Below are 20338 nucleotides of genomic sequence, written 5' to 3' on the forward strand. Positions count from 1 at the left end.
GTCCGCCTTCAGTCCTCGGTGCGCACCAGCCAGGACTCGACGGTCTCGGCGCCGAACTCGTCCTTCCAGGCCTTCAGGGTCTTCTGGTTGCCGCCGCGCGTCTCGACCACCTCGCCGGTATGCGGGTTCTTGTAGATCTTCAGCTTGCGCTTGCGACGCCCGCCGCCGGCCGGGGCCGCCGCCTTGGGAGCCGCCGCGGGCTTGGGATCGAGCAGCTCGATGACATCGCTGGCGCTCTTGCCGAACTGCTGCATGAGTTCCTCGAGTTTGGTCTTGAACTCGAGTTCGGCCTTGAGTCGCTCGTCATTCTCCAGGCGTTCGAGTTCGCCCTGGAGTTGCTTGAGCTGCTGTTCCTTCTGCATGTAGTTACTGAGGAGTGAAGACATCTAGCAGGTCCTTATAAAAAAGTCTCGGGAATGCCTTTCCATTATTGCGGCAATAATAGCGTTACGCAACTTGTGGCATCGTTAAAGACTTTCGGACCATTAACGCCTCCACCGCTTTATCCATTCCCGCACGCCATTAATCCCGCAAACTCGAGACGCGACAATGCACGCTTTGGCAAAGCGGGAGCACGACTGGTCGCGCGATGGATTGAGCCCCGACCAGGGCGCCTGCGGCGCCTGTCGCGCAGCGGAGCTGCGCTCCTACAGGATCGGGGCTCACCACCCTTGGGGAATGAACCGGGCGCCTGCGGCCTTTGGGGTTGTAGGAGCGCAACTTGTTGCGCGATGGATTGAGCCCCAACCAGGGCGCCTGCGGCGCCTTTCGCGCAGCGGAGCTGCGCTCCTACACGCTCGGTGGCTCGCGCCATCCGTGGGGCATGAACCGGGCGCCTGCGGCCTTTGGGGTTGTGCGATGGACCGAGCCTCGATCAGGGCGCCTGGCGGCGCCTTTCGCGCAGCGCAGCTGCGCTCCTACACGCTCGGTGGCTCGCGCCATCCGTGGGGCATGAACCGGGCGCCTGCGGCCTTTGGGGTTGTAGGAGCGCAACTTGTTGCGCGATGGATTGAGCCCCGACCAGGGCGCCTGGCGGCGCCTTTCGCGCAGCGGAGCTGCGCTCCTACAGGATCGTCCGGGCCCAAATTAAAAAGGCGCCACCCTTCCGGGCGGCGCCTTGTTTATCGGCCTGGCGTCGGGCGTGGGCCCGAGGCTCAGTCCTGACCCATCTGCTGCTTGATCAGGTCGCCGATGGTGGTCGGACCATCGCTCTCGACGTCCTGCTCGCGCAGCTTGCCCATGTTGCGACGGGTGTCGTCCTGATCCTTGGCCTTGATGGACAGGTTGATCTGACGATTCTTGCGATCGACGCCGACGATGCGGGCCTCGACGCTGTCACCCTCGTTCAGCACGTTGCGGGCATCCTCGACGCGGTCGGCGCTGATCTCGGAGGCCTTCAGCACGGCGACGACATCGGTGGCCAGCTCGACGTGAGCTTCCTTGGCATCGACCTCGACCACGCGGCCGGTGACGATGGAGCCCTTGTCGTTGACGGCCAGGAACTCGGAAACCGGATCGGTGTCGAGCTGCTTGATGCCGAGCGAGATGCGCTCGCGCTCCGGGTCGATGGACAGGATCACGGCCTCGGCCTCATCGCCCTTCTTGAACTGGCGCACGGCCTCTTCGCCGGTCTCGGTCCAGGAGATGTCGGACAGGTGCACCAGGCCGTCGATACCGCCTTCCAGGCCGATGAAGATGCCGAAGTCGGTGATGGACTTGATGGTGCCCTGGACGCGATCGCCCTTGTTGTACTGGGCGTTGAAGGTCTCCCAGGGGTTGGCGGTGCACTGCTTGATGCCCAGGGAGATACGACGACGCTCCTCGTCGATGTCGAGCACCATGACATCCACGTCGTCGCCGACCTGAACGACCTTGGACGGATGGATGTTCTTGTTGGTCCAGTCCATCTCGGACACGTGGACCAGACCCTCGACACCCTCTTCCAGCTCGGCGAAGCAGCCGTAGTCGGTGAGGTTGGTGACCTTGGCATGCACCTTGGTGCCTTCCGGGTAGCGATCCTTGATGTTGACCCAGGGATCCTCGCCCAGCTGCTTCAGGCCCAGGGAGACGCGGTTGCGCTCGCGGTCGAACTTCAGCACCTTGACGGTGATCTCGTCGCCGACGGCCACGATCTCGCTCGGATGCTTGATGCGCTTCCAGGCCATGTCGGTGATGTGCAGCAGGCCGTCGACGCCGCCCAGGTCGACGAAGGCGCCGTAGTCGGTCAGGTTCTTGACGATACCGACGATCTGCTGGCCTTCCTGCAGGGTGGCGAGCAGGGCCTCACGCTCGGCGCTGTTCTCGGCCTCGAGCACGGCGCGGCGGGACACGACCACGTTGTTGCGCTTCGGATCGAGCTTGATGACCTTGAAGTCCAGCTCCTTGTTCTCGAGGTGCGTGGTGTCGCGCACCGGACGCACGTCGACCAGGGAACCGGGCAGGAAGGCGCGGATGGAATCCACGTCGACGGTGAAGCCGCCCTTGACCTTGCCGTTGATCACGCCCTTGACGATCTCTTCCTTCTCGAAGGCCGCTTCCAGCACCTTCCACGCTTCGGCGCGCTTGGCCTTCTCGCGGGACAGGCGGGTCTCGCCGAAGCCGTCTTCCACGGCTTCCAGGGCGACGTGGACCTCGTCGCCGACGGCGATGGTCAGCTCGCCGTTGTCGTCGCGGAACTGGGCCGCGGGGATCTGGCCTTCGGACTTCAGGCCGGCATTGACGGTGACCCAGTCACCCTCGATGTCGACGACGGTAGCCGCGACGATGGCGCCCGGCTCCATGTTGATGTCCTGGAGAGACTGTTCAAACAGTTCAGCAAAGCTTTCGCTCATGATGTTCCTACGTGATCAACGTTTGCGCGGCCGGGGCCGCTCCTCCGCACCACCAGCGAGTGCGGGCCATTTCAGACTGCCTTCGGGGATGTTGGCGCTGGTTCGACCTGGCCGGGCTCACGGCAAACGGGGGTGCCCGACCACGTCATCACATCTTGCCGAAGGCGCCGCAAGGGAGTTTCAGGAGGCGGACGCCAGGCCCCGTCGGGCCAGCAGTTCCGTCAGCCGATCCACCACTTCCGGTATCGTCAGGCTCGTGGTGTCCAGCTCGACGGCGTCATCGGCCGCTACGAGCGGAGCCACGCTGCGCTGCATGTCGCGTGCATCGCGTGCCTGAATCTCCTTTAGAAGACTCGATAGACTAGCATCCACCCCCGCCTCCCGCAACTGCAGGTGCCGGCGCCGGGCGCGCTCCTCGGCCGAGGCGGTGAGGAAGACCTTGAGCGGCGCCTCGGGGAAGACCACGGTGCCCATGTCGCGGCCGTCGGCCACCAGGCCCGGGGCCTGGCGGAAGTCCCGCTGGCGCTTGAGCAGCGCCTCGCGCACCGCCGGCAGCGCCGCCACCCGGGAGGCGGCATCGCCGACCTGCTCGGTGCGGATCGCCCGGCTGGCGTCCTCGCCCTCCAGCAGCACCCGGGCCTCGCCGCCCTCGGCCAGGAAGACCACGTCCAGGGTCTCGGCAACCCGGGCCAGCGCCGCCTCATCGTCCAGGGCCACCTCGTGCCGGCCGGCGGCCAGCGCCGTCAGCCGGTAGAGGGCGCCGCTATCCAGCAGGTGCCAACCCTGGCGCTCGGCGATCAGGCGGCTGATGGTGCCCTTGCCGGCGCCGCCGGGGCCGTCGATGGTGAGTACCGGGGCCGTATCGCTCATGATGCCTCCTGCTCTTCGTCGAGGGACAGGCCGACGCGCCGCGCCAGATCCACGAAGCCGGGGAAGGAGGTCGCCACGTTGGCGCAGTCGTCGATGACGATCTCGTCCGAGGCGCGCAGCGCGGCCACGGTGAAGGCCATGGCGATGCGGTGATCGCCCAGGCTGTCGATGCGCCCGCCGCCGTAGCTCGGCCCCTCGCCGCCCTGCCCTTGCGCACGGCCGACGATATCGATGCCGTCGTCGTAGAGCCGGTTGTCGACCCCGATGGCGGCCAGGCCGTCGGCCATGGCCTTGAGCCGGTCGGATTCCTTGACCCGCAGCTCCGCGGCCTCGCGCAGGCGGGTGGTGCCCTCGGCGTTGGCGGCGGCGACGAACAGCGCGGGGAACTCGTCGATGGCCAGCGGCACCTGGTCGACGGGGATGTCGATGCCCGTGAGCGGCGCGTAGCGAATGTGCAGGTCGGCCACCGGCTCGCCGCCCACCTCACGCTCGTTCTCCAGGCGCAGGTCGGCGCCCATGGCCTTGAGGATGTTGATCACGCCGATCCGCGTGGGATTGATGCCCACATGCTCGAGCACCAGGTCCGCGCCCGGGGTGATGGCCGCGGCGACCAGGAAGAAGGTCGCCGAGGAGATGTCGGAGGGCACGTCGATGGGCGCGGCGGTGAGCTTGCCGCCGCCGCTCAGCCAGCAGGTATCACCCTCACGGCCGACCGCATAGCCGAAGCCGCCCAGCATGCGCTCGGTGTGATCACGGGTCGGCGCCGGCTCGCGCACCCGGGTCTCGCCCTCGGCATAGAGCCCGGCGAGCAGCAGGCAGGACTTCACCTGGGCGCTGGCCATGGGCATGTCGTAGCTGATGCCGCGCAGGGCCTGGCCGCCGCGAATCGTCAGCGGCGGGCGGCCGCCCTCGGCGGTCTCGATCACCGCGCCCATCTCGCGCAGCGGGTCGGCGACCCGCCCCATGGGGCGCTTGGTCAGCGAGGCGTCGCCGGTCAGCTCGGTGTCGAAGGCCTGGCCGGCCAGCAGCCCGGCGAACAACCGCATGGCGGTGCCGGCGTTGCCCACGTAGAGCGGCCCGGCCGGCGCCTTGAGGCCGTGCAGGCCCACGCCGTGGACGGTGACCCGCCCCTGGTGCGGCCCCTCGATGGCCACGCCCATCTCGCGGAAGGCCTGGAGGGTGGCCAGGCTGTCCTCGCCCTCCAGGAAGCCGGTCACCTCGGTGACGCCCTCGGCCAGGGCGCCGAGCATGATGGCCCGGTGGGAGATCGACTTGTCGCCGGGCACGCGGATCCGCCCGGTCACGCTGCCGCCGGGGCGCACCCGGTAGCGTCGCTTGCCTTGTGCTTGCATCTGGTACTCCGCCTGGTAACTGGTCTGGTTGAGCAGGGAGTCGAAATAGCGCCGGGCGTGGCTGGCACGATCGAAGGTGGCCAGCATGGCGTCGGTGTCGCCGGCCTCGACGGCGCGCCGCAGACGCCCCACGCCGGCCTCGAAGTCATCGAGGGCGGCGAGCACGGCGTCGCGGTTGGCGACGAAGATGTCCCGCCACATCACCGGGTCGCTGCCGGCGATGCGGGTGAAGTCGCGAAAGCCCCCGGCGGCATAGCGGAAGATCTCCAGGCGCTCGTCCTGGCGCGCCAGGGTGTCCACCAGCGAGAAGGCCAGCAGGTGCGGCAGGTGACTGGTGCGGGCCAGCACCTGGTCGTGGCGGGCCACGGCCATCTCCAGCACCTCGGCGCCGGCGGCCTCCCACAGGGCGCGCACCCGAGCCACCGCCCGGGGGTCGGTCGCCGCCTCGGGGGTGAGGATCACCTTGTGGCCGACGTAGAGCCGCGGGTCGGCGGCGGCCACGCCGCTCTTCTCGGAACCGGCGATGGGATGGCCAAGCACCAGGTTGGCCGGCAGCCCGCCGAAGGCGGCCTCGGCGACCTCGCGCACCGCGCCCTTGGTGCTGCCCACGTCGGTGATCACCAGGTCCGGCGAGGCGCGCCCGCGGGCGGCGGCGAGCTCGCCCATCACCTGGCCCATGGCCAGCACCGGCACCGCCAGCACGACCAGCTCGGCGCCTTCGAGCAAGGGCGCCAGCCGGGTGCCGCCGCGGTCGATCAGGCCCATCTCGACGCCCCGGGCGACCTCGTCGGCATCCGGGTCGCAGGCCAGGATCTCCCCGGCGAAGCCGGCGTCGCGCAGGGCGGCAGCCAGCGAACCGCCGATCAGGCCCAGGCCGACGATCAGCAGCCGGCCTTCTGCAGGCGCCGGACGCATCCGGCCCACCTAGAGCACGCCCTGGGGGTAGGACCCCAGGACCTTGAGCTCGGCGGCCCGCAGCCTGACTTCCTCGAGCACCGCCGACACCCGGGGCTCGGCGTGGTGACCCTTGAAGTCGATGAAGAACACGTAGTTCCACACGCCGCTGCGCGACGGCCGGGTCTCCAGGCGGGTCAGGTCGATCTGGTGGCGATGGAAGGGCTCGAGCAGGTCGTGCAGGGCCCCGGGCTGGTTGCGCATGGCCACCACCACCGAGGTCTTGTCCTCGCCGGACATGGGCACGTCCTGATTGCCGATGATCAGAAAACGCGTGGAGTTGTCCGGGCGATCCTCGATCTTCTCGGCGACGGGGGTCAGGCCATAGAGCTTGGCCGCCATGTCGCCGGCGATCGCGGCGCTGTGCCACTCGGTCTTGACCAGCCGCGCCGCCTCGGCGTTGGACGACACCGGCACCCGCTCGGCGTGGGGGTAGTGGGCATCCAGCCACTTGCGGCACTGGGCGAAGGACTGCGGATGGGAGTAGATCCGCGAGACCTTGTCGCGCCGCGTGGTGTCGGAGACCAGCAGGTGATGGTGGATGCGCAGCACCACCTCGCCGCAGATGCGCAGGCCGGAGTCGATGAAGGAGTCCAGGGTGTGGTTGATCACGCCCTCGGTGGAATTCTCCACCGGCACCACGCCGTAGTTCACGGCGCCCGCCTCGACCTCGCGGAAGACCTCGTCGATGGCCGCCATGGGCAGGCTGACGGCGCTCTCGCCGAAGTGCTTGAGCGCCGCCTGCTGGGTGAAGGTGCCCTCCGGCCCCAGGTAGGCGACCTTGACCGGCTGCTCCAGCGCCAGGCAGGCGGACATGATCTCGCGGAACAGCCGCGCCATCTCCTCGCTGTCCAGCGGCCCGTGATTGAGCTCCATGATCCGGCGCAGCACCTGGGCCTCGCGCTCGGGGCGATAGAAGACCGCCCGGGGATCGTCCTGGGTCTTGATCTCGGCCACGCGGCGGGCGCACTCGGCGCGCTCGCTGATCAGCCGCAGGATGTCGGTGTCCAGCTCGTCGATGCGCTGACGCAGCGCCTCGAGATTGACGGGGGTATCACTCATCGGTGGTTCCCTTGTTATCGGGGCCGAGGCCCGGTGTCTTACTGAGGTTCGAGGTTCGAGGTTCGAGGTTCGAGGTTCGAAGTCCTCACCCCTCGCTCCTTGTCCCTCGCACCTCGTCCCTCAACCCTTGCGCCGCTCGAAGTCGCCCATGAAGTCGACCAGGGCGTCCACGGCGGCCTCGGGCACGGCGTTGTAGAGGCTGGCGCGCATGCCGCCGACGCTGCGATGGCCCTTGAGGTTGAGCAGCCCCGCCGCCTCGGCCTCGGCCAGGAAGGTCGCGTCCAGGCGGTCGTCGGCGAGCACGAAGGGCACGTTCATCCGCGAGCGGTTGGCCGGGGCGATCGGGTTCGAATAGAGCTCGCTGGCGTCGATGGCGGCATAGAGCTTGTCGGCCTTGCGGCGATTGATGGCTTCCATCGCCGCCAGGCCGCCGATGTCCTCCTTGAGCCACTCGAACACCAGGCCGGCCAGGTACCAGCCGTAGGTGGCCGGCGTGTTGACCATCGAGGCGCCCTCGGCAAGGGCCCGGTAGCCGAGCAGGGAGGGCATCTCGGCGCAGGCGCGGTCGAGCAGGTCCTCGCGCACGATCACCACGGTGAGCCCGGCCGGGCCGATGTTCTTCTGGGCGCCGGCATAGATCACCCCGAACCGCGAGACGTCCAGCGGCTCGCTGAGGATGCTCGAGGACAGGTCGCAGACCAGGGGCACCTCGGTGCCGTCGGGGCGCACGGCCTCGGGGATGTAGTCGAACTCGAGCCCGCCGATGGTCTCGTTGGCGGTGTAGTGGAGGTAGGCGGCGTCCTCGGTCAGGGCGATATCGGCCGGGCGCGGCACGGCGGCGAAACCGCCCGCCTCGCTGGAGGCGGCCACCGGGGCCTCGCCGAACAGGTGGCGGGCCTCGGCCATGGCCTTCTTGCCCCAGATCCCGGTGTGGAGGAAGTTGGCGCGCCCGCCGCGGCCCAGCAGGTTGTAGGGCACGGCGGCGAACTGCAGGCTGGCCCCGCCCTGGGTGAACAGCACCCGGTAGTCGTCGGGCACCGCCAGCAGCTCGCGCAGGTCGCGCTCGGCCCGCTCGGCGATGGCCACGAACTCCGGCGAGCGGTGGCTCATCTCCATCACCGAGAGGCCGTGCCCCCGATAGTCCAGCAGTTCGTCCCGGGCCCGGGCCAGCACCGGCTCCGGCAGGGCCGCGGGGCCGGCACAGAAATTGAAATGGCGTGTCATCGGCGTCTTGATTCCTTGTCTCGGGTATTCCCCCACCCTGTGGGAGCGCTCTTCAGCGCGCGATGGGCGCCACCATCGCGCAGCAAGCGGCGCTCCTACTGGGCATCGGTGCCTTCATCCCGCGCCTCGGCGTCTTCCTCCTCGGCAGGCGTCGCCTCCTCCTCGGGCTCGTCGATGCGCACCGTCTTGACCAGCGACTCGGCCTCGCCCAGGCGGATCAGCATCACGCCCTGGGTGTTGCGCGAGGAGATCGACACCTCGTCGACCCGGGTGCGCACCAGGGTGCCGCGGTCGGTGATCAGCATCATCTCGTCGCTGCCGTAGACCTGCATGGCCGCCACCAGGGCGCCGTTGCGCTCGCTGGTCTGCATGGCGATCACGCCCTGGCCGCCGCGGCCGCGCAGCGGGAACTCCTCCAACCGGGTGCGCTTGCCGTAGCCGCGCTCGCTGGCGGTAAGGATATAGATCTGGCCGCCGTTGCCGTTGACCGCCTCGGCGTCGCCCTCGCCCTCCTCGGTCTCGGCGTCGATGCGCTGGCTCTGGGGGATGATCAGGCTGATCACCTCGGCACCATCGAGCAGCTTCATGCCGCGCACGCCGCGGGCGGTGCGGCCCATGGCGCGGACATCGCCCTCCTCGAAGCGGATCGCCTTGCCGTTGGAGGACAGCAGCATGGCATGGTCGCTGCCGCTGGTGATGGCGGCGCCCACCAGGCGATCGCCCTCCTCCAGCTCGATGGCGATCAGGCCCACGCTGCGCGGCCGGGAGAACTGTTCCAGGCTGGTGCGCTTGACGGTGCCCTTGGCGGTGGCGAAGAAGATGTAGCTCTCGGGGTCGTAGTCGCGCACCGGCAGGATGGCGTTGATCGACTCGCCCTCGTCCAGGGGCAGCAGGTTGACCAGCGGCTTGCCCCGGGAACCCCGGCTGGCCGCCGGCATCTCGTAGACCTTGAGCCAGTAGACCTTGCCGCGGTTGGAGAACAGCAGCACGGTGTCGTGGGTCGAGGCCACCAGCAGGTGCTCGATGACGTCCTCGTCCTTCATGGCGGTGGCCGACTTGCCGCGACCGCCCCGGCGCTGGGCCTGGTAGTCGGAGAGCGGCTGGGTCTTGGCGTAGCCCGAGCGGGACACGGTGACCACCATGTCCTCCTCGGCGATCAGGTCCTCGATGGACAGGTCCAGGTGGCTGGCCTGGATCTCGGTGCGCCGCGGCTCGCCGAACTGGTCGCGCACGGCGGCCAGCTCCTCGCGGATCACCTCCAGCAGGCGGTCGGCGCTGGCCAGGATCTCGGTGAGCTCGGCGATCTTCTCGAGGATCTTCAGGTACTCGTCGAGTAGCTTCTCGGTCTCGAGCCCGGTCAGGCGATGCAGGCGCAGCTCGAGGATGGCCTGGGCCTGGGCCGGCGACAGGCGATACTCGGCGGAGGCCGGATCGAGGCCGTAGCCCTCCTCCAGGTCCTCGGGCTTGCAGGAGGTGGCGCCGGCGCGTTCGAGCATGCCGGTGACCTGCCCCGGCGCCCAGCTGCGGGCCAGCAGCTTCTCCTTGGCCTCGGCGGCGGACGGCGAGGCCTTGATCAGCTCGATCACCTCGTCGATGTTGGAGATGGCGACCGTCAGGCCCTCGAGGATATGGCCACGCTCGCGGGCCTTCTTGAGCTCGTAGAGGGTGCGCCGGGTGACCACCTCGCGGCGGTGGCGGATGAAGGCCTCGAGCACCTCCTTGAGGTTGAGGGTGCGCGGCTCGCCGCCGTCCAGGGCCACCATGTTGATGCCGAAGACGTTCTGCAGCTGGGTCTGGGCGAAGAGGTTGTTGACCACCACCTCGCCGGACTCGCCGCGCTTGACCTCGATGACCACGCGCAGGCCTTCCTTGTCGGACTCGTCGCGCAGCTCGGCGATGCCGTCGATCTTCTTGTCCTTGACCAGCTCGGCGATCTTCTCGATCAGCCGCGCCTTGTTCACCTGGTAGGGCAGCTCGGTGACGATGATGTGGTCGCGGCCGGTCTTCTCGTCGTGCTCGATGGTGTGGCGGGCGCGCACGTAGATGCGCCCGCGGCCGGTGCGATAGGCCTCGAGGATGCCGGCGCGACCGTTGATGATGCCCCCGGTGGGGAAGTCCGGGCCGGGGATGTACTCCATCAGGTCGTCGACGGACAGGGTGTAGTCGTCGATCAGCGCCAGGCAGCCGTCGATCACCTCCACCATGTTGTGAGGCGGGATGTTGGTGGCCATGCCCACGGCGATGCCCGAGGAGCCGTTGACCAGCAGGTTGGGCACCTTGGTAGGCAGCACGTCAGGGATGCGCTCGGTGCCGTCGTAGTTGTCGACCCAGTCGACGGTGTCCTTCTCCAGGTCGGCCATCAGCTCGTGGGCCAGCCGGGCCATGCGCACCTCGGTGTAACGCATGGCGGCGGCGTTGTCGCCGTCGATGGAGCCGAAGTTGCCCTGGCCGTCGACCAGCACGTGACGCATGGAGAAGTCCTGAGCCATGCGCACGATGGTGTCGTAGACGGCGCTGTCGCCGTGGGGGTGGTACTTACCGATGACATCGCCCACGACGCGGGCCGACTTCTTGTAGGGCTTGTTCCAGTCGTTGCCGAGCTCGTGCATGGCGTAGAGCACGCGACGGTGCACCGGCTTCAGGCCATCGCGCACGTCGGGCAGCGCACGTCCGATGATCACGCTCATCGCGTAATCGAGGTACGACTGCTTGAGCTCGTCCTCGATGTTGACTGGCAGAATCTCTCTGGCGATGTCACCCATGGGTCGTCGAATCCTTTGCACTGCAACAGGTTGGCGCGTCACATGGCCGTGATGAGGCGCGCAATAATAGCGCCACATCATACCACTGCGGGCGCCGCAAAGCAGCGTTCGGGCGCAAGGCGCCGAGGCAATCGTCGCCGGGGGTGGCGAGGGGCCGCGGGGACGGGCGCTTCGCCACCATGGAGACGGCGCGCGGCACCGAACGGGCCGGCCGAGAAGGCCGGCCCGGGGCATGCCGACCCGCCGGGACGCACCAGCGCCCCGGCGCAGGCGCGCCGATCAGTCGACGACCAGCGGCGCCAGGGCCTCGCGCAACTCGCCGTCGATGCTCACCGCCTTGTTGGCGGCCACGTCGAGGAGCACGAAGGTGAGGTCGGCGCTGGCCACCGACTTGCCGTCCCGGGCGCGACGGATCTCCTGGTGCATGCGCGCGCTGCGGCTGCCGAGCTCGGCGAGCCCGGTGACCACCTCCAGGTCGTCGCCGGCCACCGCGGCTCGCCGGTAGTCGATGTTGAGGTTGACCGCCACGAAGGCCACCTCGCCGCGCTGGATCACCTCGGCCAGCGCCGGCCGCTCGTCGAAGTAGGCCCAGCGCCCCTCCTCGAGGAACTCCAGGTAGCGGGCATTGTTGACGTGGCCGTAGCCGTCCAGATGATAGCCGCGCACGCGCAGGGTGACGGTCGACTGGCGAGAATCCATGCGGTGACTCCTTGGCGACGCCCCGCCGGGGCGCGTTCGATGGGGGGAACCCCGGATTCTAGCCACGGCGGCGGCCGATATTCAAACGACAGTTTGAACAACGACCGCACTCCCGGGCGCTGGCACCCCCGGCCGTCCTTCGCCATAATGTGCCTCCTTTTCGCCCAGGAAACGCTTCATTCATGTGGTTCAAGCACTTGCATCTCTATCGCCTGCACGACGCGCCGGAGCTGGAGACGACGCGCCTGGAGGAGGCCCTCGCCGAGCAGGCGTTCCGTCCGCTGGGCGGCAGCGAGCCGCGCCGCCTGGGCTGGTGCGCCCCCGCCGGGCGAGCCGGCAGCCAGCTGGTGCATGAGCTCCAGGGCCAGCGCCTGCTGACGGCCCTGCGCCAGGAACGCATCCTGCCGGCGGCGGTGGTCCGCGAGGAGGTCGAGGAGCGCGCCGAGGCCATCGAGCACGCCGAGGGTCGCAAGCTACGCCGCCAGGAGAAGCTCACGCTCAAGGAGCAGGTCTACGAAGAGCTGCTGCCCCGGGCCTTCGTGCGCAGCCAGAAGGTCGACCTGTGGTGGGACACCCGCCGCGGCCTGATCGCCGTCAACACCAGCAGCCGCAAGCGCGCCGAGGAGCTGCTCGACCTGCTGCGCGAGACGCTGGGCAGCCTCAAGGTCACCCCGCTGGCCAGCCAGACCCTGCCGATGCGGGCCATGACCGCCTGGCTCGGCGACGCCGCCACCCGCCCCGCCGACCTGGTGCTCGGCGATCAGGTGGAGCTCAAGGCCAAGGGCGACGACGGCGTGCTGCGCGCCCGCCAGGTCGACCTGGACAGCGACGAGATCCAGCAGCTGCTGGAAGGCGGCCGCCAGGCCAGCAAGCTGGCCCTGGGCCTCGAGGGGAAACTCTCCTTCGTGCTCCACGACGACCTGGCCGTGAAATCCCTGCGCTTCGACGACGCCCTGATCGACGAGGCCTCCCAGGCCGACGACGGCGACGACGCCCTGGTCCGCCTGGAGACCGACTTCCTGCTGATGACCCAGGCGCTGGCCGACAGCATCGAGCGCCTGCTGGACTGGCTGGGCGGCGAAGCCCAGGCCGGCCAGGATGCCCCCACCGCCTGACCGAGACGCCCGCGCGCCCATGACCACCATGCACGATCGACACGACGCCGACCCCTGGGCCGACATTCGGCCCTACGACGATGCCGAGGTCGCCGAGGTCCTGGCCCGCCTGGCCAAGGACCCGGAGCTGCTCGACGCCCTCACCCGCTACCGCCTGCCGCGACTCGCCAAGGTGATGCCGCGCCTGTCGCGGGCCATCGCCAGCATGGCGATCCGCCGCGAGGTGCGGGGGGTGACCACCGTCCGCGGCTTCCAGGACCGCATCGCTTCCTACATGCAGCGCATGCTGCGCCAGTCCACCCGCGACTTCCGGGTCGACGGCCTGGAGCGGCTGGCTCCGGATACCGCCTACCTGTTCATCGGCAACCACCGGGACATCTCGCTGGATCCGGCCTTCGTCAATTACGCCCTCTACCTGGCCGGGCGCGACACCGTGCGCATCGCCATCGGCGACAACCTGCTGAAGAAGCCCTACGTCACCGACCTGATGCGGCTCAACAAGAGCTTCATCGTGCCGCGCAGCGCGCGGGGCAAGCGCGCCATGCTGGCCGCCTACCAGCAGCTCTCGGCGTATATCCGCCACTCGATCACCGCCGACAACCACTCGATCTGGATGGCCCAGCGCGAGGGACGGGCCAAGGACGGCATCGACCGCACCGATCCGGCGATCATCAAGATGATGACCATGGCGCGCCGCGCCGAGGATCGCCGCGCCGGCCTGGGCGAGGCGATCGCCGAGCTGCGCCTGGTGCCGGTGTCGATCAGCTACGAGTACGACCCCTGCGACATCCAGAAGGCCCGCGAGCTGTACGAGCTCGACACCCGGGGCAACTACGAGAAGAGCGAGTTCGAGGATATCCGCTCCATCGTCGCCGGCATCACCGGCGACAAGGGGCGCGTTCACCTGCGCTTCGGCACCCCGCTGTCCGCCGACTTCGACACCCCGGAGGCGGTGGCCGCCGAGATCGACCGTCAGGTCCTCGCCGGCTACCATCTCTTCCCGAGCCATCACCTCGCCCTGGAGGCCCTGGGCGACGCCCCGGAGCTCGTCGACCTGAGCGAGGTCACCGACGCCGACCGGGCGCGCTTCCAGGCGCGCCTCGCCGAGGTGCCGGCCGAGCTGCGCGACTGGTGGCTGGCGCAGTACGCCAATCCGGTGCGAAATGTAAGAAAGGCCAGGTGTGAGGTGTGAGGTTCGAGGTTCGAGGTTCGAGGTTCGAGGTTCGAGGTTCGAGGTTCGAGGTTCAGATAGCATGAAGCGCCAGATCGACAGCATGTGGCGAGCATCAGGGTAACGTCGCGGGCGGGCGGCGAGTTTTGATCCGACGGGCATACCGAGGGGAACGACGATGACGGAGCGAGCCGCCCAGACCCGAGAGGCCCACAAGGCGACCCTGGTCGGCGCCGCCGTGGACCTGCTGGTGGGCCTGGTCAAGCTGGTGACCGGCAGCCTGGTGGGCTCGGCGGCGCTCGTGGCCGACGGCATCCATTCCTTCTCGGACATCGTCACCGATGGCTTCGTGATGGCCGCCACCCACTTCGGCCGCCAGGCGCCGGACCGGGGCCATCCCTACGGCCACGGCCGCATCGAGACCCTGGCGACCCTGTGGCTGGGCGGGGTGCTGATCTTCGTCGCCGGCGCCATCGCCTGGGCCAGCCTGGGCCGCCTTGTGGCCGGCGAGCCGATCCCCGCGCCGGGCGCCTGGGCCATCGCCGTCGCGGTGGCCGCCCTGCTCGCCAAGGAAGCCATCTACCATTACACCCTGGCCGTCGCCCGGCGCATCGGCTCGCGCCTGCTGGAGGCCAATGCCTGGCACTCGCGTTCCGATGCGCTCTCCACCCTGGTGGTGCTGGTCGGCCTGGTGGCGGCCCAGGTCGGCATCGGCTGGATGGATGCCGCCGCCGCCATCGTGGTGGGCCTGATGGTGGGCCAGGTGGGCGGCCGACTGCTGTGGCAGTCCAGCCGGGAACTGATCGACACCGCCCTGCCCGAGGCGGAGCAGAATCGCCTCGCGGCGGCCGCCGAGGCGGTCCCCGGGGTGCGGGGGGTGCATGCCCTGCGCACCCGGCGCATCGCCGACGACGTGCTGCTCGACCTGCATATCGTGGTGCCGCCCAGGGTGACCGTCTCCGAGGCCCACGAGATCGGCAATGCCGTCAGCCGGCGGCTGCGCGAGACCCTGCCGAGCCTCGCCGATGTCACCTTCCACATCGATCCCGAGGACGATGCGGGCCAGACCGCCCACAGCCTGCGCCCCGGCCTGCCGCTGCGCGGCGACGTCGAGGCGCTGCTCGAGGCCACCTGGCACGACCAGCCCGCCTGGCAGGCCCGCATCGACCTGGACCTCCACTACCTGGAGGATCGCATCGATGTCTCGCTCTACCTGGGACGACCCCTGGACCTGGATGAAGCGGCACGCCAGCTGCGCCGGGCCGCCGCCGACCTCGACTGGATGGGGCGCCTGCGGCTGTGGCAGGGCCCCGGGCGAGGCTGAGGCCGCCGCCCCCTCGCATTAGCGTTTCCTGCCACCTACGCTTTACCCAATGCTTATACACCGGCAGGACCGCATGGCCGACACTCCGCCCCACCCGCATGCCCTCGATCGCCGACGCTGCCTGACCCTGCTCGGCGGCCTGGCCTTGTCGGCGTTGACGGGGCTGGGACCGGCCCCGGCGGCGGCGCGGCTCGATCGCGCGCGATTGCGCGACAGCATGCAACGCGAGTTCGGCGCCGAGGGCCGCCGGGCCCTGGAAGCCTGGTTCGCCCTGCTGGAGCGCCTGCGCGACGCCGACCTGCGGACTCGGCTCCGCGAGGTCAACGCCTTCTTCAATCGTCGCGTGCGCTGGCTCGAGGACATCGATATCTGGCGCCAGGAGGACTACTGGGCGACCCCGCTGGAGACCCTGGGCCGCGGCGCGGGGGACTGCGAGGACTACACCATCGCCAAGTACGTGACGCTGCGCGAGCTGGGCGTCGCCGAGGCGCGGTTGCGCCTCATCTACGTCAAGGCGCGCATCGGCCGCAGTCGCATCAGCCAGGCGCACATGGTGCTCGGCTACTACGCCACGCCCGGCGCGGTGCCGCTGGTGCTGGACAACCTGGTACCGACGATCACCTCCGCCGACGAGCGCACCGATCTCGATCCGGTCTTCAGTTTCAACGGCAGCGGCCTCTGGGCCGGGGGCTCGACGCGCTCCCGGGCGGATCCCGTCGCCAGGCTGTCGCGCTGGCGCAGCGTCATCGATCGCATGCGCCGTCAGGGATTTCAGGGGGGATAATAACAATGTCACTGATCAAACAGCTGTGGCTGATCATCGCCGGCCTGGTGCTGCTGTCGTTCGGCGCGAGCCTGCTGATCGGCGTGACGTCCAGTCGCGCCTACATCGAGCAGGAAGTGCGCATCAAGAACGCCGACAACGCCAACGCCCTGGCGCTGACCATGAGTCAGATGCCCAAGGACGAGGTCACCATGGAGCTGCTGATCGCCGCCCAGTTCGACACCGGCTACTACCGGCGCATCGAACTGCGCACCCCGGACGGCGAGCTCATCGAGGCCCGACAGGCGGACGAGGCGATCGGCGACGTCCCCGCCTGGTTCGTCGACTGGATCGACTTCGAGGTGGCCCCCGGCGTCGCGGTGGTCCAGGACGACTGGCGACAGTTCGGCACCCTGACCGTGGAGAGCCAGCACAGCTACGCCTACCGCTCCCTGTGGCACGGCACCCTGAAGCTGGCCGGCTGGTTCGCGCTGGCCGGCACCCTCAGCCTGCTGCTGGGCGGGTGGCTGGTGCGCGGCATTCGCCGCCCCCTGCAGCGAGTCGTCGCCCAGGCCCGTGACATCGGCATGCGCCGCTTCACCACCTCGCGACTGCCGCGGACCCGCGAGCTTCGCGAGGTGGTGGAGGCCATGAACCAGCTGGCCGCGTCGGTGGTCGAGATGCTCGGCCGCGAGAGCCAGCAGCTGGACCGCCTGCGGCGGCGTCTTCAGCATGACGAGGTGACCGGTGCGCTCAATCGCCAGGCCTTCCTCGATCAGCTGCAGATCCACCTGGAGAGTCAGGACTTCCGCGCCCACGGCAGCCTGGCCCTGATCCGGGTGGCCCGCCTGGAGCGCCTCAACGAGCAGCTCGGCCACGCCGCCGCCGATGCCCTGCTCCGGCGCCTGGCCGAGACCCTCGAGCAATTGGCCGAGATCCATGGCAGCGGCCTGGTCGGCCGACTCAACGGCAGCGACTTCGCCGTGCTGCTGCCCGGTCTCGACGACACCGAATACCTGCATCAGGCGCTGCTCAAGCGCCTCAGGCCGCTCGCCGACGAGCATGACGCTCCGGTCTCCCTGCCCGGCGCCATCAGCGCCTATGCGCAGAGCCATCACCGGGACCGGCTCCTGGCCACCCTCGACGGCTGCCTGGCCAGCGCCGAGGGACATGGCCCGAACCAGCTGGCCATCGTCGAGCGCGACCGGCCCAGCAGCCTGTTCACCAGCCATGCCGAATGGCGACAGGCGCTTCAGGCCGCCCTCCAGGAAGGCGTCTACCTGGCCCACTACCCGGTGCTCGACCGGGACGGCAGGCTGCTGCACTTCGAGTGTCCCTCGCGGCTGCGCCTGCAGCAGCAATGGCAGCCGGCCGGAGTCTTCATCCCCTGGATCTCGCGGCTGGGACTCGATACCCAGCTCGACCTGGCCGTGGTCGACGCCGCCCTGCGCGACATCGCCCAGCGCGACCAGGCCGTGGGCGTCAACCTGTCCGCCGCCTCGATCCGCGACGCTCGCTTCGTCCTCGAGCTGCGCAGTCGCCTCAGCAACCGCCCGGAGATCGCGCGCCGGCTGTGGCTGGAGCTCCCCGGCAGCCTGGCCATCCAGGAGCTGGCACACTTTCGCAGCCTCTGCCAGACGCTGCGCCCGCTGGGCTGTCACATGGGGCTGGAACACGTCGGCGCCGAGTTCACCCGCATCGCCGACCTGCACGACCTGGGCCTGGCCTACCTGAAGATCGACCGCTCCCTGGTCCAGGGCGTTCGCGACGCCCACGAGCAGCAGACCATCCTCCGCGGCATGGCGACGCTGTGCCATTCGCTGGGCATTCTCGCCATCGCCGAGGGCGTGCAGTCCCTGGACGAGGCCAGAGCCCTGATCGAGCTCGGCGTGGACGGCGTGACCGGCCCCGGCGTCCGGCACAACGACAAGCCAATGCTGTAGGCCCCGATGACGACGAAACGCCGGCCCCATGGGCCGGCGCTCGTGTCACGTCATCCTCGAGCCGTTGGACTCAGATCACGTCGTCCTCCTCCGTCCCGCCGACCAGGTGCAACGCATTGAGTCGACGACGCAGCGACTGACGCGCCATCACCTTGTCCTGGGCGGCCTCCGGCAACTCGGTCAGCTGGATGATGCCCTTGTCCATCAGCAGATCGAGCACGTCCTCCAGGACGCGCACGAAGGCCAGGTCCGACGCCTGGAAACGCGCCGTCTCGCGGCCGACCTGACCTTCCATCAGGAAGGCCAGCAGCTCCGGCGAATCCGCCGGCAGGTACTCGGAGCAATCCGGGGTGACCTCGCGGCTCACCAGCCGGATGCCACCGGCCTCATCGCGCTGGACATACATGACAGCTCTCCTCGTGGATCCTGGTCGCATCATAGCAGGCATGCCCGGACAAGAGGCGCCCGGCCGGAGCCGGGCGCTGGGTGGGGCCAGGTACGGTCACGATCACTCGATATCGAGCTGGCCGTTATCGATCAATGACTGGATGAAGTCGGACGAGGTGTCACCTCCCATACTGACACCATCCAGGGTGATGGTCTGATCGGCATTGCTGCCACTGGCATCGATACCTCCATCATGCTTGATATGCAGCACGGTATCGCCGCTCGACTCGGCGGCGACGATGAAGTCGCCGATCGCATCGCCATCGCCGGACGAGAAGTCCAGAAGATCGGCGACATCCAGCTTGTCGGCGTCGGCAGCCACGCCATACTCACCCAAGGTGAAGTCGTCGATGGTGTCATCGGCCGCGTCGGCAGTGGAGCCTTGATCGCCGAGATACCATACGAACACATCGGCACCCAGGCCACCGGTCATGGTGTCGTTACCGCCGCCGCCTGCCAGGATGTCATCCCCCTCGCCGCCATCGAGCGTGTCGTCGCCGTCGCCGGCAAACAGGAAATTGTCGCCTGAATCACCGACGAGATCGTCACTGCCGCTGGTGCCCAGGATGTCCGCATCGGCCGGCGCCGCCGTGACCTCGATGGTGCCGCTGGCGGTATCGCCATCGGCATCGGTCAGGGTGGTGTCGAACGTCAGGTCGACGGGGTCGCCCGCATCGCTTTGCGAGACCTCGAGACTGCCTATGGAGAATTGGCCGTCCGCGCCCACGACATCCTCGTGGCGGATCTCGATACCGTCATAGCCCGTCTCGGTGAAGGTGGCGATCTCGTAGCCCGCCTCAAGCCCCGAGACCGTCACCTCACCGCCGGAGGACATGAAGGTGATGCCTCCCTGCGCCCCATCGGTTCCCGTCCAGCTCGCGACCAAAGCGCCCGAGCCGTCGAAGACATCGACCCGAGTGATGGCATCCTGGGCGTCGTTGGACAGATCATTGTCCGGAGTGGCCTCGCTGTCGAAGGCGGACAACGTCAATGACGCAAAGGAGCTCCCGGAAACCTGTTCGATATCGAACCGGAAACCATTGATGGTCGCCTTGTCGTCCACGATGAAGGTATCGTCGTTTCCGGTCCCAGTGCCCTTGTCGTCGTTGCTGAACTTGCCGAAATCGACCCTCAGGCCCTCACCCGAGCTGATGAACTGGTTGTCCACCCCCACGTCATCCGAGTCACTGTTGATCGAGGAGGCATCATCCAGGGGCGTGAACAGAATCTCCAGGCCGGAATCTTCGCTCGTCGAGTTCACGATCTTGAACGAGGAGTTCCCCGCCTCCCCGGTTCCGGAGAGATCCTCGAATGACACACCGGACCCATTGTCGATGGTCCCCAGCATGGTAAGCGTGTACTCGTCGTTCGTATCGTCGATCTCGACCGTGAAGATGGTATTGCCCTCGGTGATGTCCCCCTCCACGCCGGCCGTGGATGCCGTCAGGGTCTTGCCATCGGGGGACACGTAATAGTTGATCGCCAGCCCGTCCGAAGTCAGGCCACTGTCGCCTTCCTGGTTGGTCGCGAAGCTCACGTTGGTGACAACGTCTGCATCACCGAAGTCATCGGCACCGATGGCATCCACCGTATTCAGCGAGAGAGTAATCGCACTGCCCTCGCTGTTCGTGAGAAGCCCCGCCGCCGGGGCAAAGCTTATCGGCGAGTCGTCGTCGAACCTCACCGTCAGCGTGCCGTTGGCGCTGCTGCCATCCGCGTCCTGCACCGTGTACGTCAGCGCCGCCGTGGCGTCGTTCTCGGTGTCATCCCCGGCCTCGCCATCCAGCGAGGCATGCAGCACGTTGTCATGCAGCGTGACCG

General features: G+C 68.5%; 15 protein-coding genes. 5 read left to right on the forward strand and 10 right to left on the reverse strand.

Going from position 1 to position 20338, the window contains the following annotated elements:
- Positions 1 to 8: 8 nt before the first annotated feature.
- The 8 genes from QC818_RS04205 to QC818_RS04240 form a co-directional block, all read right to left on the reverse strand.
- The gene (locus QC818_RS04205) at positions 9 to 386 is read right to left on the reverse strand and encodes a histone-like nucleoid-structuring protein, MvaT/MvaU family (protein WP_309651587.1); all 378 of its coding nucleotides are present in this window, start codon (positions 384 to 386) and stop codon (positions 9 to 11) included.
- 768 nt (positions 387 to 1154) lie between these two features.
- The gene (gene rpsA, locus QC818_RS04210) at positions 1155 to 2831 is read right to left on the reverse strand and encodes a 30S ribosomal protein S1 (protein WP_309651588.1); all 1677 of its coding nucleotides are present in this window, start codon (positions 2829 to 2831) and stop codon (positions 1155 to 1157) included.
- Positions 2832 to 3011: 180 nt separating this feature from the next.
- Positions 3012 to 3701: a (d)CMP kinase gene (cmk, locus tag QC818_RS04215; RefSeq protein ID WP_309651589.1), complete on the reverse strand. Its 690-nt coding sequence runs from the start codon at positions 3699 to 3701 to the stop codon at positions 3012 to 3014.
- Positions 3698 to 5968: a bifunctional prephenate dehydrogenase/3-phosphoshikimate 1-carboxyvinyltransferase gene (locus QC818_RS04220; protein ID WP_309651590.1), complete on the reverse strand. Its 2271-nt coding sequence runs from the start codon at positions 5966 to 5968 to the stop codon at positions 3698 to 3700. The genes cmk and QC818_RS04220 overlap by 4 nt, the downstream gene beginning before the upstream one ends.
- Before the next feature lie 9 nt (positions 5969 to 5977).
- The gene (pheA, locus tag QC818_RS04225; protein ID WP_309651591.1) at positions 5978 to 7069 is read right to left on the reverse strand and encodes a prephenate dehydratase; all 1092 of its coding nucleotides are present in this window, start codon (positions 7067 to 7069) and stop codon (positions 5978 to 5980) included.
- Between the two features lie 120 nt (positions 7070 to 7189).
- Complete coding sequence (gene serC, locus QC818_RS04230; protein WP_309651592.1) at positions 7190 to 8293, reverse strand: 3-phosphoserine/phosphohydroxythreonine transaminase; 1104 nt, start codon at positions 8291 to 8293, stop codon at positions 7190 to 7192.
- Between the two features lie 95 nt (positions 8294 to 8388).
- On the reverse strand, positions 8389 to 11055 hold the full coding sequence (gene gyrA / locus QC818_RS04235; RefSeq protein ID WP_309651593.1) for a DNA gyrase subunit A: 2667 nt from the start codon (positions 11053 to 11055) through the stop codon (positions 8389 to 8391).
- 279 nt (positions 11056 to 11334) lie between these two features.
- On the reverse strand, positions 11335 to 11754 hold the full coding sequence (locus tag QC818_RS04240) for an acyl-CoA thioesterase (RefSeq protein WP_309651594.1): 420 nt from the start codon (positions 11752 to 11754) through the stop codon (positions 11335 to 11337).
- Between the two features lie 182 nt (positions 11755 to 11936).
- Between QC818_RS04240 and QC818_RS04245 the strand changes: the two genes are divergently transcribed.
- From QC818_RS04245 to QC818_RS04265, 5 genes are all read left to right on the forward strand, one after another.
- Entirely contained in the window at positions 11937 to 12869 is a 933-nt protein-coding gene (locus tag QC818_RS04245; RefSeq protein ID WP_309651595.1) for a recombination-associated protein RdgC, read from the forward strand.
- Positions 12870 to 12897: 28 nt separating this feature from the next.
- Positions 12898 to 14061 (forward strand): 1-acyl-sn-glycerol-3-phosphate acyltransferase, encoded by a 1164-nt coding sequence (locus QC818_RS04250; RefSeq protein ID WP_374710053.1) that lies wholly within the window; start codon positions 12898 to 12900, stop codon positions 14059 to 14061.
- A 157-nt stretch (positions 14062 to 14218) separates the two neighbouring features.
- Entirely contained in the window at positions 14219 to 15364 is a 1146-nt protein-coding gene (locus QC818_RS04255) for a cation diffusion facilitator family transporter (RefSeq protein ID WP_309651597.1), read from the forward strand.
- 73 nt (positions 15365 to 15437) lie between these two features.
- On the forward strand, positions 15438 to 16148 hold the full coding sequence (locus QC818_RS04260) for a transglutaminase-like cysteine peptidase (protein ID WP_309651598.1): 711 nt from the start codon (positions 15438 to 15440) through the stop codon (positions 16146 to 16148).
- Positions 16149 to 16153: 5 nt separating this feature from the next.
- Complete coding sequence (locus tag QC818_RS04265; RefSeq protein WP_309651599.1) at positions 16154 to 18070, forward strand: EAL domain-containing protein; 1917 nt, start codon at positions 16154 to 16156, stop codon at positions 18068 to 18070.
- Between the two features lie 70 nt (positions 18071 to 18140).
- On the opposite strand, the gene QC818_RS04270 is transcribed toward QC818_RS04265, so the two are convergent.
- Complete coding sequence (locus QC818_RS04270) at positions 18141 to 18476, reverse strand: tryptophan synthase subunit beta like protein (RefSeq protein ID WP_309651600.1); 336 nt, start codon at positions 18474 to 18476, stop codon at positions 18141 to 18143.
- Between the two features lie 102 nt (positions 18477 to 18578).
- Positions 18579 to 20338 (reverse strand): type I secretion C-terminal target domain-containing protein (locus QC818_RS04275; protein WP_309651601.1); only part of this gene is annotated, 1760 nt, incomplete at its 5' end.

The organism is Halomonas koreensis, assembly GCF_031451675.1.
Lineage (GTDB): Bacteria > Pseudomonadota > Gammaproteobacteria > Pseudomonadales > Halomonadaceae > Halomonas > Halomonas koreensis.